Raw genomic sequence first — 13,974 nt, 5'->3', positions numbered from 1 at the left:
CCCGGCCGTGGCAGCACCCGCCGCGCCGCGCCGCTTCCCCTTCCTGGAAGGGGCGTTCGAGCCGGTCACCGAGGAGCTGACGGCCTTCGACCTACCGGTCACCGGCCGCATTCCGCGCGCGCTGAACGGCCGCTACCTGCGCAACGGCCCCAATGTCCTGGGGCTGGAGGACCCGCGGGCCCACCACTGGATGCTCGGCGAGGGCATGGTGCACGGGGTGCGGCTGCGCGAGGGCCGGGCGGAGTGGTACCGCAACCGCTGGGTGAGGTCCTCGCAGGTGGCGAAGAAGCTCGGGGAGCCCTACCCGGGTCCGGTGCCGCCGGACGACTTCCCGTGCAACACCCATGTGATCCCCTACCGCGGGCGGATCCTCGCCCTCCAGGAGAGCGGGCCGCTGCCGTACGAGCTCGACGACGAGCTGAACACCGTCGCGCCGTACGACTTCCGGGGCAGCCTGAAGGGCCCGCTCACCGCTCACACCAAGTTCGACGTGCACGCCGAGGAACTGCACGCGATCGCCTACTACCCGACCTGGGACCACGTCCGGCACCTGGTGTTCGGCCCGACGGGCCGGGTCGTGCGCACCACGCGGATCCCGGTGGCGGACGCGCCGATGATCCACGACTTCGCCCTCACCGAGAACCACGTGGTGATCCTCGACATGCCGGTCACCTTCGACCCGGCGGGCGCCGGGCGCGGCGACATCGTCCCGTACGTCTGGAACGACCGGCATCCGGCACGGGTCGGTGTGCTGCCCCGCAAGGGCGGCGCCGTCCGCTGGTTCGAGGTCGACCCGGTCTACTACTCGCACACCCTCAACGCGTACGAGGAGGGGCCGCGCATCGTCGTCGACATGACGAACTTCGACGCGCCGTTCCTCGTCGCCGGCAACGGCTCGGGCGGCCCCTACGGAGCGGGCACTCCCCGCCTCGACCGCTGGACGGTCGACCTGCGGCAGGGGCGGGTGCGGACCAGGACCCTCGACGACCGCCCGCAGGAGTTCCCCCGGGTCAACGAGGCTCTGGTGTCCCGCCGGCACCGGTACGGCTACTCGGCCGCGGCCGCGGAGATGTCGCTCGCCTACCAGGCGGTCGACGGCACGCCACCGCCCGACGGGGCCTTCGCCGACGCGCTCATCAAGCACGACCTGCTGCGCGGCACGTCCGAGGTCCACCGGCTGCCCGGGGGCGCGGCGGCGAGCGAGGCCGTCTTCGTGCCGTCCGACCCGTGCGACGGGCAGGCCGCGGAGGACGACGGGTACGCGGTCGCGTACGTGCACAACCCCGACCGCGGGGCGTCCGACCTGGTGATCCTCGCGGCCCAGGACTTCACCGGGGAGCCGGTGGCCCGGATCCACCTGCCGGGGCGGGTACCGCTGGGCTTCCACGGGAGCTGGATTCCCGACGCGTGATCCCCGGCCATGCGCGATGGTGGACGTATGCACGCGAAGGACATCCTCATCGACGGCTTCAGCCGTATCCGCGAAGAAGTCCACGCCACCGTCGAGGGGCTCGGGCCGGACGAGCTGACCGCCCGTCCCTCCCCCGACACCAACTCGATCGCCTGGCTGGTCTGGCACCTCACCCGGGTCCAGGACGACCACATGGCCGACGCCTTCGGCCTGGAACAGGTGTGGCTGTCCCAGGACTGGGAGAAGCGCTTCGGTCTCGACCTGCCCCGCCGCGACACGGGCTACGGCCACAGTCCCGCCAAGGTCGCACGGGTCCGGGTCGCCTCGGGCGAGCTGCTGACCGGCTACTACGACGCCGTGCACGACCAGAGCCTGGATGCCCTGCGGGGCCTCGCCGCCAAGGACCTGGAGCGGGTCGTCGACGAGCGCTGGGACCCGCCGGTCACCCTGGGCGTCCGGCTGGTCAGCGTCCTGTCCGACGATCTCCAGCACGTCGGACAGGCCGCCTACCTGCGCGGGCTGCTTCAGAGCGCGGCGGCGTAACCGGGCAGCACCACGTCCCGGATGAGCGCGTTCCGCTCGTCGAAGGGGATGAACGCGCTCTTCAGGGCGTTCACGGTGACCGTGCGCAGATCCTCGACGGTCCAGCCCGCCTGCTCGACCAGCAGGGACATCTCGCGGGTCATCGTCGTGCCCGACACCAGCCGGTTGTCGGTGTTGAGGGTGACGCGGAAGCCGAGGTCCTTGAGCGCGGTGATCGGGTGCCCGGCGATGGAGGTGGCGGCGCCCGTCTGGAGGTTGGACGTCGGGCACATCTCCAGGGCGATGCGCCGGTCGCGCACCCAGCCCGCGAGCCGGCCGAGCTTGCCCACCGCGAGGTCCGGGATGTCGTCGGTGATCCGCACGCCGTGCCCGATGCGCTGGGCGCCGCACACCTGGAGGGCCTGGTGGATGCTGGGCAGGCCGTGCGCCTCGCCGGCGTGGATGGTGAACGGCACGTTCTCGCGGCGCAGGTGCTCGAAGGCCGCGAGGTGGTCGGCGGGCGGGAAGCCGTCCTCGGCGCCGGCGATGTCGAAGCCGACGACTCCGGCGTCGCGGAAGGCCACGGCCAGATCGGCGGCCTCGCGCACCCGGTCGAACATCCGCATGCCGCAGAGCAGGGTGCCGACCCGCACCGGCGTGCCCGCGGCGGCCGCCTTGGCCATGCCCGCCGCCAGGCCCTCCTGGACGGTCTCGACGACCTCGGCCATGGTCAGCCCGCCGTTGGTGTTCAGCTCCGGGGCATAGCGCACCTCGCCGTATACGACACCGTCGGCGGCCAGGTCCAGAACGTACTCCTCGGCCGTGCGCAGCAGGCCCTCGCGGGTCTGCATCACGGCGAGGGTGTGCTCGAAGGTGGCTATGTAGCGCACCAGGTCGCCGGAGTTGGCGGCCTCGTAGTACCAGGCGGCGAGCTCGTCCGGGTCGGTGGTGGGCAGGGTGTGGCCGACCGCGTCGGCCAGCTCCACCACGGTGGCGGGGCGCAGGCCACCGTCGAGGTGGTCGTGCAGCACGGCCTTGGGGAGGCGGCGGATCAGGTCGGCGTCTACGCGCGTAGCAGTCATGGCGGGTCTTTCCTCGGGCGGGTGGTTCGAAGCGGTGGGACGGGGTCAGCCGGCGGGCTGGAGCAGGTCCCAGCGGTTGCCGTACAGGTCCTGGAAGACGGCGACGGTCCCGTACGGCTCGTGCCGCGGCTCTTCCAGGAAGAGCACGCCCGCGGCGGCCATCCGGGCGTGGTCGCGGGCGAAGTCGTCGGTGTGCAGGAAGAACCCGACCCGTCCGCCGGTCTGGTCCCCGACCCGGGCGGCCTGGGCGCCCCCCTTGGCGCGGGCCAGCAGCAGGCCGGTGCCGGCCCCCCGGGCGCCGGGTTCGACGACGACCCAGCGTGATCCGTCGGGCCGGGGCGCGTCCTCGACGAGCCGGAATCCGAGGGCGCCGGTGTAGAAGCGGATCGCCTCGTCGTAGTCGTCGACGACGAGGGTGACCAGGGCGATGCGTCTCATCGGGAGCCTCTCGGAGCGGGCGGTTGACCGGAGAGGTTATACGTAAAACCCGGGGGATGCCAATCATCCGCGCGAGGGTCCGTACGGTCAGGTCCATCCACGGCGTGCCAGTGCGGTACGTGAACGCGATCGAGTCGATCACCTGCCGGTGATCAGGCCACCGCCCACCCCGCTTCGGCGTCCGATCCGGCAACAGCGGCTCGATGCGGGACCACTGGGCGTCAGTCAACGACACACCAGGCCAACTATCGGACGTTCCGAAGGAAACGGCCTGGCGGCACCGTCCACCAGGCATACCGCGACGGGATGGAGAACCGGCTCAGCGCGCTCGGCCTGGTCCTCCGGTCGACGCAGGCGCGTGCGCGTGCACGACATCGTGGGCCACCTGGCGCAGGCCTGCGACCACAGGCAGGTCGCGGCGTGCGGGTGACCAGGCCAGCACCGCGGTGACCGGAGGAAGGTCGGACACGTCCGCGTAGCTCACGCCGGGCCGTGGGTAGAGCCGGCGGAACGCCGCCGGGACGAAGGCGATGGCCTGCCCCCGGGCCACGGTGTGCAACATCGCCTCGATGTCATCGACGACCGGTCCGGGCCGCACCCCTGTGCCGTCCGGGCGGGGGTTCACAGCCCAGCCGTCCCACCACACGCGCGGCACGCCCGCAGGGACGTCCGCCACGGGATGCCGAGCCAGCCGCGCGAGCCGGAGCGGGGAACGGCGCGACGAGCGGGCGAGCGGGTCGTCGGCGGACAGACACACCACTCGCCGTTCGGTCGACAGCGCCAGACCCTGGAGTCCGGTCGGCAGCGGCGGCCACAGAAACGCCGCGTCCACCTCTCCGCAGATGACGGAGCGGAACTGCGCGGCGAAACCGAGACTGCGTACCGTGACCGTGATGTCGGGATGCCGGCCACGTAATTCCGTGAGAACGGCATGGGCGTACGGCATCGACGCCTCGGCGCCGATGGCCCCGAGCACCAACTGGCCGCCGACTCTGCGGCGGTGCGACGCCGCGGCGTGCCGCACCTGCGCCATCGCCTCCACCGCGGCCCGGCAGCGGGGCAGGAGGTCCCGGCCGGCCGGGGTCAAGGACACGGTACGGCTGTCCCGCTCGAACAGGGCGACACCGAGGTGCTGCTCCAGCGTACGGACCTGCCGGCTCAGTGCCGACTGCGTGATGTACAGCCGGGCGGCGGCCCGGCCGAAATGCAACTCGTCAGCGACCGTCAGGAACAGCCGCAGCAGATGCGTGGTGGGGTCACGGTGTGAAGCCGCCGGGGCCCCGATGCGGGTGGCGACGGCGCCCTCGGCGCTCCGACCGGCACTCATGCACAACACCTCATCGTTCTGGCACTCCTTGGCACAGTCGTTCCGCTACCGCGCGGCCGTCGGCGACCGCAGTATCGGGACGTCACTTCGACCGCATGCGAGACCCCGCGCCCTGTAGTCCTTGGGGTCTCGCGCTCATCCAACGGGGAGGAAGACCGATGAACCGTCGAGGCATCAAGAGGGCACTGACCGCTGCCACCGTGACGGCGCTGGCCACCGTGGGACTCGGCATGGCCACCACTCCCGCCGGCGCGGCGTCCGCGAACAACAACGGCGCCACCGTCGGCGGAGTACGAGGCGTCCCGGCCACCGGGAATCCGAGTGACTGCCCGCGGGGCAACCTGTGCCTGTACACGGGCAGGGACTACAGCGGAACGATGTTCCCGCTGTACAACTGCGGCACCTACAACCTCTACAACTGGAACGGCTTTGGGTCCGTCGCCAACAACCAGACCGGAGGGGCCGTCGGCACCCTCTACAACCAGAACTGGACCGTGAACCTCTCCATCTCCCCGGGTACGGCCACCCCGTCGTGGGACTACGCCCCCATCTGGTACGCCCGCCCCTGCTGACCCCGTCCTGCACGAGGTTCGACTCCAGGCGCAGTCGGCGGCCGCGGTCCCGAAGTCGCGAGCTTCGGGACCGCGGTGTGTGCGCCCGGGACCCCCGCCGCCCTGAGGCCTCGCCCCGGCGGCTGGTACCGCCGGTGAACCGGCACCGTGCGACCGCCCCGGCGCGGCGCGCATGCGACTCATGACGTGTCCCCGTGTTCCCCGTGTTCCCCGTCACTCCATTGCCCGCCGCAGAGTACGCGGGCGTGCGAGGCACATGGTCCTGACGGATGTCAGGATCCCGGTGGCCAGCCAGTCGGTGCCCGCTCCACCTGCTGCCTTCGCGCACTGCTGATGTCCTCGCCCGCCGCTCGTCGCTGAAGGTCGGCAGTCGCGGCCGCGGCGGTCCTGGATCTGCGCGCATACCCGCGGACCTGCTTGCGAACCCGACCCGACGGCCGTCCACGACATGGCCGGCGGCGCCGGCTACCGCCTGGCCGCCGAGGGAAACCGGCTCTCGGTCACCAAGACGACGAACGAACCGTGGTCAGGCGCACACCTCTTCACCGCCGGGACGGTCGGGGTCGGCGGACCACCGCTTCACGTACCAGGCCACCGCGTCGTCCATGACCAGCATGAGAAAGATGCCGATCATCAGCGCCCACTGGGGCAGTCCGGCGAAGGGGGCGATGGTGACGACGATCACCGTGAGAACGGCCATCAGCAGCCACCGCAGCCCGTGCTGCCACCACCGGTGAGCCGCCAGCCACCGAGCCCACCGCCGTGCCCTGTCCGACCGTGCACTGTCCGACCGTGCCATTCCGGTCTCCCCCCTTGAGCACCTCGCAGGGTTCGACTCGCGCCGGGGCGTGACGGTTGCCCCCCCTTCGCGAACCACCACATCGATGGACGCGGTGGTGCAGAGCGCGATGTCGACGGCCTCTGCCCGGCTCGTGTTCTCAGGGGACCCTCGACCGGCGTCCACGCTCAGGTCACCCAGCACGCCGCGGTCGCGAGATGGGGAACCGGATCGCCACGGGCGGCGAAGTACCGGTGAGAGCACAGGATTTCGAAGCGGTGAATCGATGAGGTGCTGCCCGGCCGGACCGACGTGGACGGCCGCGCCGGCGTCGGCATCCAGTACGTGGGTCCGCCCGGAACCCCCTGGGCGGACGGTGAACAGGTGCTGATCTTCGACGCGAAGACGTACCAGTACCTGGGCATGCGCGACCAGCGCAAGGGGAAGCACGCAGCCACGACCTACGAGCAGTGGTCGTACGTGGCGGCCCACGGTGTAGTGGACCGAGTGGGGCAACGCCCCTGAGCGACGCCCGCGTAAGAGGTCGTGGACCTGCTGGGTGGTGCCGTCCGCTTCCCGCTTCGCCCAGTCGTCATAGACGGTCTTGTAGCTACCTAGATCAGATGCCCTCAAATCAAGGACTGCCGTGACCATCGTGCGCAGCACACCGGGCCTCCCCGTGCCCATGCTCGGGAGCCCTGACATCTGTCAGGTCCCTCCTGCCTGCCTGTCTCCTACCCTTTCGCGCAGGACGCCCGGCACAGGGCGGAACAAGAAGGGCAGGACATGAAGATCCTCTGGAAACGCGCACTCGCCACCGGAGCAGCGGGCATCGCCCTCGCCGGCGGAGCCGGTCTTGTGACCGCCTCACCCGCGGCGGCCGCGGAGGGAAATGTGCTGCGGTGCAGCGCCTGGGTCGCGGACAATCGCGCCTACGGCGAGTGCTACAACCCCGGGACGCAGCTTCATGCGTTCTCCGTACACGCCATCTGCGGCTGGTCCCCCGACGCCTACTCGAACTGGGCATATGTGGCGCCGGGCGGGACCACCACTGTCAGTATCGGCTGCGGCCCGTTGAGCAGCGGCGTCGGCGGCGTGGCGATCGAGTACGGCGGCTGAGCGTCCCGGGACGCCCAGATCCGTCAGGAGCCCCCAAGGGTGTTGCAGAAGGCTTGATGGTGGCCGGTCTGGGTGATCGCTGACCTGTCGTCTCACCTTGCCATGGCGAGGTTGTGCATGGTGGCGACGGCGTGCTGGAGGCCGTCGCCCCGTTGGCGGCAGTCGCGCAGGATCCTCCAGTTCTTCATCCGGGCCCCGGGCGCCGCGCGCCGCTGCTCGCTATCGTCGGGCGCATGAAGATCACCGAGCCGCCCCGCACCCCCGAGCAGCGCAAGGCGGACCTGCTGGGGCGCCTGGAGCGCGAGATGGACATCTGGGTCGCGACGGCCGACACCGAAGGTGTGCCCTGTCTCGTGCCGCTGTGGTTCGTGTGGCACGAGGAGGCCGTGTGGCTGTGCACCCGGCTGACCAACCCCACCGGCCGCAATCTGCGGGACGGCGGGCGGACCCGGCTGGCCCTCGGGGACACCCGGGACGTCGTGCTGGTCGACGGTGAGGTCAGCACCTATCCGATGGGGGACGTGCCGCCCGCGGCGGTCGAGGCGTTCCGCGCGCAGACCGGCTGGGATCCGCGCGAGGATCACGCGTCCTACGCGTTCTTCCGGGTACGTCCGCGCGCTGTGCAGGCGTGGTGCGAGGTGCACGAGCTGCCGCGCAGGCATCTCATGCGGGAGGGCGTCTGGGCTGTGTAGGGGTGGGTCAACCGGCTTCCTGGCGCGGCCTGTTGAGCCGGGTCAGCTCCTCGTCGGTGAGACGGATCGCGGCCGCTGCGACGTTCTCGGCGAGATGGTCGGGGTTGCCGGTGCCGGGGATGGCGAGGACGTGGGGGCCCTGGTGCAGGGTCCAGGCGATGCGGATCTGGGCGGGGCTCGCGCCATGGGCCCGGGCAACGGCCCGGACGTCCTCGTCGTGGGCGGCGGTGGCGCCCCGCTCGGCGGCCTCGCCCGCGACGGCGTAGAACGGCACGAAGGCGATGCCCTGTTCGCCGCAGAGGCGCAGCAGTTCGTCGCTGTCGGGGTCGGGGCGGTCGAGGGCGTACCGGTTCTGGACGCAGACGACGGGGGCGATGGCCGCGGCCTCGGTGAGATGGCGAGGCGTGACGTTGGAGATGCCGAGGTGCCGGATCAGGCCCGCCTCGCGCAGTTCCGCGAGGGCGCCGAAGTGCTCGGCGATGGAGTCGTAAGTCGGCATCCGGCGCAGGTTGACCACGTCCAGGTGGTCGCGGCCGAGCTGGCGCAGGTTCTCCTCGACGTGGCCGCGCAGGTCTTCGGGCCGGGCGGAGGTGCCCCACTCCCCGTCGTAGGCACGGTACGGGCCCACCTTGGTGACGATGACCAGGTCGTCGGGGTAGGGCGCGAGTGCTCTGTTGATCAGTTCGTTGGCGGAGCGCAGCGAGGAGAAGTAGAAGGCGGCCGTGTCGATGTGGTTGACGCCGAGGTCGATCGCCCTGCGCAGGACGGCGATCGACCGGTCGCGGTCGCTCGGTGTCCCGTGATGGAAGGCGGCGCTGCCCGTCAGCCGCATCGCGCCGAAGCCGAGGCGATGGACGGGCAGGTCGCCGAGTTTCCAGGTGCCCGCGGCGTCCGCGGTGATCGTCTGTGAGCTCATCGGCGGAGTCTCACACACGGCACGCGGACCGGCGAAGCCGGTTCACGGATACGTGTACGCGTTGAGGGTGGTGACGGCGGAGGCCGGGTTGCCGCGGTCGTAGTGGTCCACGGCGAGGAAGTTGGGCTTCTTGCGGGCGGCCGGCTGGCAGAACCGCTGGGCGCGGTCGGCGAGTTTGGTGTTGTCCGTGCCGGCCGTACCGGTGAGCGGGACGTCGCGGAAGTGGTTCATGACGAACAGCGGGCGGAACCCGGGTTCCGTGCGGGTCAGCGGGATGTTGGTGTCGGCGCCGTACCAACGGCTGTAGCAGGACCAGTCGGAGGCGCCGAGGCCCGAGCCCATCGACCAGTAGTTCTCGACGGTCCACTCGCGCTGGTACATGACCCCGAAGCTGTCCCGTGTGAGGCCCGCGGCCTGGTCTGCGGCGCGGCTGTGGTCGGTGAAGATCAGCAGCCGGTCGTTCGAGGCGGCCAGTTCCGCCATCGTCGGCCAGCCGTTCTGCCGTACGCCGGTGAGGTCGGGCCGGTAGAGCACGTCCGACAGGCCGTTCACGCGGGCGAGTTCGGCGCGCAGGACGGCCGGATCGACGTAGTCCTCCAGGAAGACCGTGACGAACTGGTCGGGGCGGGCCTTGAGGAAGTCGACCATGCGCTGGAGGTCGACCCACAGGGCGACGGGCCTGCTGACGAGGGTGCAGCTGTTGTGGCAGAGGATCGCGCCGTCGGGTGTCTGGTGGATGTCCAGCATGAATCCGCGGACACCGTCGGCAAGTTGGCGTTCGATGCCGCGGGTCTGGTTGGGCACGAGGTTCACGAAGGGCGGGGCGAAGCCGCCGTCGACGCCGTTGGCGTAGGCGTTGTGGGTGGTGAGGAACGTGACCTGGTCCAGGGTGAGCCGGTCCTGCGGCGGCATGGGCCGGGTGGCGGGCGTGACCGGCGTGAGGTACCAGGCTGCGAGGTCGCCGGATCCACCGAGGGCGAGCCGGGCCGGGTAGGTGGCGCCGGGCGGCTTGGGTGCGACCGTGAGGTGGCGGGTGGTTCCCGGGGCCTTGAGCGTGTAGCGGTCGGCGCCGGCCGGGCCGACCTCCCACTCGGCGTCGACGCTCGCGCAGGCGACGGTCGCGGCCAGGTCGCCGCTGCGGCCGAGACAGCTGCCGGCCGCGTCGGTGCTCTCCAGGACGTACGAGGAGCCGCTCGGCTTCAGCTGCCACTGCTGACGGTCCTCGTTGCCGCGGGGTCTGTGCTGCTCGACCGCGCCGCCGTTGTCGGCCGCGTTCAGCCCGGTCGTGGCGCTCTGGACGTAGTACGCGCCCGGCGCCGGAACGGCGGCGGCAGCGGGCTGGGGGGCCACGACCGCGGCGGCCAGTGCCGCGGCCGTGGCGAGCAGGGCGTGGGGGGTGCGCGGGTGCATGAGGGAAGCCCTTCGGTCAATTGTCAGGTTCATGACATCTGGCATGAGACCACGCCACACGGTCCCGCGTCAGCAGTACAGGTTGCCTCCGGGGGACGTGCCGAGGATCTGGGTGAACCGCTGGTAGTTGTTCACGCGGCTCTGCACCTGTGCCGGGTTCTTGCCGTCGCACTCCAGGGAGCCGTTGATGCTGCGGATCGTCTGGCCGAACCCGGCGCCGTTCACCATGGCGTTGTGCGGGGTCATGGAACCGGGACCGGTCTGGGTGTTCCAGTACCACAGGGCGGTCTTCCAGGCGACGGCCGAGTCGTTCTGCACCAGCCAGGGGTTGTTCAGCAGGTCGATGCCGAGCGCGTCGCCCGCGGCCTTGTAGTTGAAGTTCCAGCTCAGCTGGATCGGGCCGCGACCGTAGTAGGCGGCCTGCCCGGCCGGACAGCCGTAGGGGCGCCCCCAGTCGCAGTAGTGCGGGTAGTTGGCGGAGTTCTGCTCCACCACGTGCACCAGACCGCCGGTCTCGTGGCTGACGTTGGCGAGGAAGGCGGCGGCCTCCTGCTTCTTCACCGTGTCGCTGCCGGTGTTGGCGAACCCGGGGTAGGCGCTCAGGGCCGCGGTGAGCCCGCTGTAGCTGTAGAACGAATTCCGGTTCGGGAACATCTGGTTGAACTGGGCCTCGCTCACCACGAAGCGCGCGTTGGGCGTGCCGGGGCCGTTGTCGCAGGCGTACGGCTCCCAGTACCAGGTGCTGATGACCGGGTCGTAGCCCGGGTTGGCGTGCTCGGCGATGTACGCCTTGCCGTCGGTGTAGCGGACGATGTCACCGGCGTTGTACGGCTTCCCGGCCGTCCAGTTCGGGTAGCTGGAGCAGGCGGCGGCCGAGGCGTTCGAGGCGGGCAGGAGCACCGGCGCGGTGCCGGCGAGGGCGAGGGTGGCCAGGACTGCGGAGATGCGGCGTCTCGACACGGTTCAACTCCTTCGCGGAGCACGGCCGCACCCCGACGCGGGCAGGGCGAAGCAGGCCCTTGCCCGCACGCGCCGGGTGGACCGGTCACGGTGTGAGGGCGGCCGTGGTGGGGGGCTGTGGAGCCATACTCAACCGCGTTGGTCTGTACCAGTCAAGGGTGTAGACCAGTCAGGTAATAGACCAGTGGGCGTCCGTGCTGGTTGACGCCTCGTCATTCCCCGTCGGGCGAGGGCGATCGGCGACCCTCCCGCGCGCTCCGGCGTCCGCCCGGCGTGCGGCGTGCGGCGTCGCGCTCACACGTGCGCCGGGTCCTCCAGCGACGCCGTCAGCCGGCCCAGCAGGGACCGCAGCAGGTCCTCGTCGCCGCCGCCGAGCCGGGGCCGGTCCGCACGGACCGCCCGGTCGAGGCGCTGCCAGTGCTCCTGGCCGCGCGGAGTGAGGTGGGCGAGGATGCGGCGGCGGTCGAACGGGTCGACCCTGCGGTGCACGAGGTTCTGGTCGACCAGATGGTCGACCAGCTTGGTCAGCGTCGGAGGCGGCAGGAAGGCGGCCTCCGCCAGCCCCGTCATGTGGTGCCCTTCGCCGTCCGACAGCGCGGCGAGCACCCGCCAGGCGTCCAGCGAGCAGCCCTCCGCCTCCAGCACGCCCTGCAATCGGCGCGCCGCGAGCCGTTCGGCCCGCGTCAGCAACTGCACGAGGTCGTCGGGCCGGCGCGGGGTGGGGCTGGGCATCCCTGCTCTCCTAGGTGCCGAGGGGTGTCCATCGTAGGAGACGCACTGGAGTTCGTCCCGGGGAGCCGGAATCATGACGCCATGTTCCGGCACGAGCTCCCCGCGCCCGAGTGGTTCACGGCCGACGACTCCGTGCTCGGCGTGGCCCTCGTCTTCCCCCTCCAGGGGCCGGCCGGGATCTTCGGGCCCGCCTGCGAGCTGTGCGCCCGGCTGGCCGCCGAGGAGGTCAACCGGGACGGCGGCGTGCTCGGCAGGGAGCTGCGGCTGGTGCCGGTAGACGGCTCGGGCGCGCCGCACGAGATCGCCGACGAGGTCGGGGCGCTGGTGGACCTGGGTGCCGTGCAGGGCGTCACCGGCTGGCACATCTCCTCCGTACGGCAGGCGCTGGCACCGCGGATCGCCCACCGCGTCCCGTACGTGTACACCGCGCTGTACGAGGGCGGCGAGGACACGGCGGGGGTGTTCCTGACGAGCGAGACCCCGCACGATCAGCTCCGGCCGGCGATGGAGCTGCTGGCGCGCGAGCGCGGGGTGCGGCGCTGGTTCGTCGTGGGCAACGACTACGTGTGGCCGCGCCGCACGGCCCGTTCGGCCCGCGGGTACGCCCGGGGCTGCGGCGGACGCGTCGCCGGCGAGGCCTATCTCCCGCTCGGCACCCACGACTTCGCGCCGGTGCTGCGCCGCGTCGAACGCTCCGGCGCCGACGCGGTGCTGATGCTGCTCGTCGGCAGTGACGCGGTGCGCTTCAACCGGGAGTTCGCCGCGTACGGCCTGGACGCGCGCTGCCTGCGGCTGAGCACCCTGATGGACGAGAACATGCTGGTGGCGAGCGGCCCCACGGCGACCGAGGATCTCTACAGCACGGCTGGGTTCTTCGCCTCGCTGGCCAATCGCGACACCCTCGACTTCCACGGGCGGTACGCCGCCCGCTACGGCGTCGAGGCGCCCGCCCTCGGCAGCCTCGGCGAGTCCTGCTACGAGGGCGTGCTGTTGCTGGCCGCACTGCTGAAGCGGGCCGGGGCCCTGGACGTCTCGGCGATCGGCGCGGCGGCCGGCGCGGGGGCGGTGTCGTACGAGGGCCCGCGCGGGCTGATCCGCCTCCGGGACGCCCATGTGCGCCAGCGGATCTACCTGGCACGGGCCGACGGGCTGGACTTCGACGTCCTCACGGAGCTGGATGCGCGTCCCCAGGGCGACAGGGCCTAGGTGTGCTGACCGGAGAGGTTGGTGACGCGGCCGGCTGTGTCCGGCCACTGCTTCCGGTGCGGGGTCGGTGGTAGTTGTACCGGTCCAGCCAGTCGGGAAATGCCGAGACCGGTGTTGCCGGCTTCGACCTTGTCTCGGCTTCGACGGACGTGTGCCACTCCCCCGCCGGGTATTTCAATAGGGGACAAGATATCGGCGGATCCCCTGCTTGACGCTCTGCCGGCGGGGCGGGGCCGGACAGCGTTCCGTGCTGCAAGATTGCAGGTCGGAGCGTAATCTGAAAGCAGACCGCACTTGCGGAAGTGCATATTTCCTTCACCTTTCGCAAAATCACCTCGTTCCGGCTTCAACTTCTCGGCGCGGTCGGCCGCATGCCTCGGCAGGAGGCACGGTAAAGAGATGTTGACGCCCATCAGGAAGCGGGCATCTCATGGTTTCGTACGCATCCCCGGAACAGGTCGACATCGACGTCCGGGACGAACTCCTGGAACCCGATGGCGAATCTGGCGGAGAGCAGCAGATCGTCGATTACACCACCTTCTTCTTTCCCGCGCACGGCGTCTTCGCGAGGCGGCTCATCTGCGGGCCCACTCTCAAGTCCTACAGCCGTGCGGTCGTGTCGCTCTGCGAAGTGGACGGGAACAATGTCCCCTTCCGGGGGCTGGCCACGATGAGCGTCGCCAACGTCGTTCCCCACGACGATGGAATCCTGGAAATAGTGGGATCCATCCAGTGGAACTCAGACATCAAGGTGCGGGCCAGCGTGCTCTGGCAGTGACCGAGATGTGAGTGCGTAACCCCCGGAGAGA

Annotated in this window: 16 protein-coding genes and 2 pseudogenes; 8 read left to right on the top strand and 10 right to left on the bottom strand. The window is 70.8% G+C overall.

Annotation, left to right across the window (positions count from 1 at the left end):
• Both GTY56_RS23135 and GTY56_RS23130 read left to right on the top strand, forming a co-directional pair.
• Positions 1-1,411 (top strand): carotenoid oxygenase family protein (locus GTY56_RS23135; protein ID WP_161367243.1); only part of this gene is annotated, 1,411 nt, incomplete at its 5' end.
• A gap of 27 nt (positions 1,412-1,438) precedes the next feature.
• The gene (locus GTY56_RS23130; RefSeq protein WP_161367242.1) at positions 1,439-1,954 is read left to right on the top strand and encodes a mycothiol transferase; all 516 of its coding nucleotides are present in this window, start codon (positions 1,439-1,441) and stop codon (positions 1,952-1,954) included.
• Here the strand turns inward: GTY56_RS23130 and GTY56_RS23125 are convergent.
• The 4 genes and pseudogenes from GTY56_RS23125 to GTY56_RS23110 form a co-directional block, all read right to left on the bottom strand.
• On the bottom strand, positions 1,936-3,015 hold the full coding sequence (locus GTY56_RS23125) for an adenosine deaminase (RefSeq protein ID WP_161367241.1): 1,080 nt from the start codon (positions 3,013-3,015) through the stop codon (positions 1,936-1,938). The genes GTY56_RS23130 and GTY56_RS23125 overlap by 19 nt on opposite strands.
• A gap of 45 nt (positions 3,016-3,060) precedes the next feature.
• Entirely contained in the window at positions 3,061-3,453 is a 393-nt protein-coding gene (locus GTY56_RS23120; RefSeq protein ID WP_161367240.1) for a VOC family protein, read from the bottom strand.
• A 97-nt stretch (positions 3,454-3,550) separates the two neighbouring features.
• A pseudogene (locus GTY56_RS41615) lies at positions 3,551-3,748 on the bottom strand (transposase); the annotation flags it as partial.
• A 24-nt stretch (positions 3,749-3,772) separates the two neighbouring features.
• Positions 3,773-4,780 (bottom strand): LysR family transcriptional regulator, encoded by a 1,008-nt coding sequence (locus GTY56_RS23110; RefSeq protein ID WP_161367239.1) that lies wholly within the window; start codon positions 4,778-4,780, stop codon positions 3,773-3,775.
• Positions 4,781-4,938: 158 nt separating this feature from the next.
• On the opposite strand from GTY56_RS23110, the gene GTY56_RS23105 reads away from it, so the two are divergent.
• Complete coding sequence (locus GTY56_RS23105) at positions 4,939-5,352, top strand: peptidase inhibitor family I36 protein (protein ID WP_161367238.1); 414 nt, start codon at positions 4,939-4,941, stop codon at positions 5,350-5,352.
• Positions 5,353-5,878: 526 nt separating this feature from the next.
• On the opposite strand, the gene GTY56_RS23100 is transcribed toward GTY56_RS23105, so the two are convergent.
• Positions 5,879-6,052, bottom strand: a complete 174-nt coding sequence (locus tag GTY56_RS23100; protein WP_161367237.1) for a hypothetical protein — start codon at positions 6,050-6,052, stop codon at positions 5,879-5,881.
• A 369-nt stretch (positions 6,053-6,421) separates the two neighbouring features.
• Between GTY56_RS23100 and GTY56_RS23095 the strand changes: the two genes are divergently transcribed.
• Together GTY56_RS23095 and GTY56_RS23090 are read left to right on the top strand one after the other, a co-directional pair.
• On the top strand, positions 6,422-6,655 hold the full coding sequence (locus tag GTY56_RS23095; protein WP_202510596.1) for a hypothetical protein: 234 nt from the start codon (positions 6,422-6,424) through the stop codon (positions 6,653-6,655).
• 261 nt (positions 6,656-6,916) lie between these two features.
• Positions 6,917-7,249, top strand: coding sequence for a hypothetical protein (locus GTY56_RS23090; RefSeq protein WP_161367236.1), 333 nt, complete (start codon positions 6,917-6,919; stop codon positions 7,247-7,249).
• 92 nt (positions 7,250-7,341) lie between these two features.
• Here the strand turns inward: GTY56_RS23090 and GTY56_RS23085 are convergent.
• Positions 7,342-7,443: pseudogene (locus tag GTY56_RS23085) on the bottom strand (IS5/IS1182 family transposase); the annotation flags it as partial.
• A gap of 39 nt (positions 7,444-7,482) precedes the next feature.
• Here GTY56_RS23085 and GTY56_RS23080 point away from each other — a divergent pair.
• Positions 7,483-7,941 (top strand): pyridoxamine 5'-phosphate oxidase family protein, encoded by a 459-nt coding sequence (locus tag GTY56_RS23080; RefSeq protein ID WP_161367235.1) that lies wholly within the window; start codon positions 7,483-7,485, stop codon positions 7,939-7,941.
• 7 nt (positions 7,942-7,948) lie between these two features.
• On the opposite strand, the gene GTY56_RS23075 is transcribed toward GTY56_RS23080, so the two are convergent.
• From GTY56_RS23075 to GTY56_RS23060, 4 genes are all read right to left on the bottom strand, one after another.
• The gene (locus tag GTY56_RS23075) at positions 7,949-8,857 is read right to left on the bottom strand and encodes an oxidoreductase (protein WP_161367234.1); all 909 of its coding nucleotides are present in this window, start codon (positions 8,855-8,857) and stop codon (positions 7,949-7,951) included.
• 42 nt (positions 8,858-8,899) lie between these two features.
• Positions 8,900-10,300 (bottom strand): phosphoinositide-specific phospholipase C-related protein, encoded by a 1,401-nt coding sequence (locus GTY56_RS23070; protein WP_524540128.1) that lies wholly within the window; start codon positions 10,298-10,300, stop codon positions 8,900-8,902.
• 36 nt (positions 10,301-10,336) lie between these two features.
• Positions 10,337-11,227, bottom strand: a complete 891-nt coding sequence (locus tag GTY56_RS23065) for a glycoside hydrolase family 19 protein (protein ID WP_161367232.1) — start codon at positions 11,225-11,227, stop codon at positions 10,337-10,339.
• A gap of 294 nt (positions 11,228-11,521) precedes the next feature.
• Positions 11,522-11,959, bottom strand: a complete 438-nt coding sequence (locus GTY56_RS23060; protein ID WP_161367231.1) for a MarR family winged helix-turn-helix transcriptional regulator — start codon at positions 11,957-11,959, stop codon at positions 11,522-11,524.
• 81 nt (positions 11,960-12,040) lie between these two features.
• On the opposite strand from GTY56_RS23060, the gene GTY56_RS23055 reads away from it, so the two are divergent.
• Positions 12,041-13,165, top strand: a complete 1,125-nt coding sequence (locus GTY56_RS23055; RefSeq protein ID WP_161367251.1) for a substrate-binding domain-containing protein — start codon at positions 12,041-12,043, stop codon at positions 13,163-13,165.
• A 430-nt stretch (positions 13,166-13,595) separates the two neighbouring features.
• Entirely contained in the window at positions 13,596-13,943 is a 348-nt protein-coding gene (locus GTY56_RS23050) for a hypothetical protein (protein WP_161367230.1), read from the top strand.
• Positions 13,944-13,974: the final 31 nt, after the last annotated feature.

It is taken from the genome of Streptomyces sp. SID5643 (assembly GCF_009872555.1).
GTDB lineage: Bacteria > Actinomycetota > Actinomycetes > Streptomycetales > Streptomycetaceae > Streptomyces > Streptomyces iakyrus.
The sequence above is the reverse complement of the archived record's forward strand: the minus strand, read 5'-3'. Positions and strand labels throughout refer to the sequence as shown.

Bases quoted from the DNA above. Each gene is read 5' to 3' on its own strand.
- GTY56_RS23130 (WP_161367242.1), top strand. From the start codon at position 1,439: ATGCACGCGAAGGACATCCTCATCGACGGCTTCAGCCGTATCCGCGAA.
- GTY56_RS23125 (WP_161367241.1), bottom strand. From the start codon at position 3,015: ATGACTGCTACGCGCGTAGACGCCGACCTGATCCGCCGCCTCCCCAAG.
- GTY56_RS23120 (WP_161367240.1), bottom strand. From the start codon at position 3,453: ATGAGACGCATCGCCCTGGTCACCCTCGTCGTCGACGACTACGACGAG.
- GTY56_RS23110 (WP_161367239.1), bottom strand. From the start codon at position 4,780: ATGAGTGCCGGTCGGAGCGCCGAGGGCGCCGTCGCCACCCGCATCGGG.
- GTY56_RS23105 (WP_161367238.1), top strand. From the start codon at position 4,939: ATGAACCGTCGAGGCATCAAGAGGGCACTGACCGCTGCCACCGTGACG.
- GTY56_RS23100 (WP_161367237.1), bottom strand. From the start codon at position 6,052: ATGGCCGTTCTCACGGTGATCGTCGTCACCATCGCCCCCTTCGCCGGA.
- GTY56_RS23090 (WP_161367236.1), top strand. From the start codon at position 6,917: ATGAAGATCCTCTGGAAACGCGCACTCGCCACCGGAGCAGCGGGCATC.
- GTY56_RS23080 (WP_161367235.1), top strand. From the start codon at position 7,483: ATGAAGATCACCGAGCCGCCCCGCACCCCCGAGCAGCGCAAGGCGGAC.
- GTY56_RS23075 (WP_161367234.1), bottom strand. From the start codon at position 8,857: ATGAGCTCACAGACGATCACCGCGGACGCCGCGGGCACCTGGAAACTC.
- GTY56_RS23070 (WP_524540128.1), bottom strand. From the start codon at position 10,300: ATGAACCTGACAATTGACCGAAGGGCTTCCCTCATGCACCCGCGCACC.
- GTY56_RS23060 (WP_161367231.1), bottom strand. From the start codon at position 11,959: ATGCCCAGCCCCACCCCGCGCCGGCCCGACGACCTCGTGCAGTTGCTG.
- GTY56_RS23055 (WP_161367251.1), top strand. From the start codon at position 12,041: ATGTTCCGGCACGAGCTCCCCGCGCCCGAGTGGTTCACGGCCGACGAC.
- GTY56_RS23050 (WP_161367230.1), top strand. From the start codon at position 13,596: ATGGTTTCGTACGCATCCCCGGAACAGGTCGACATCGACGTCCGGGAC.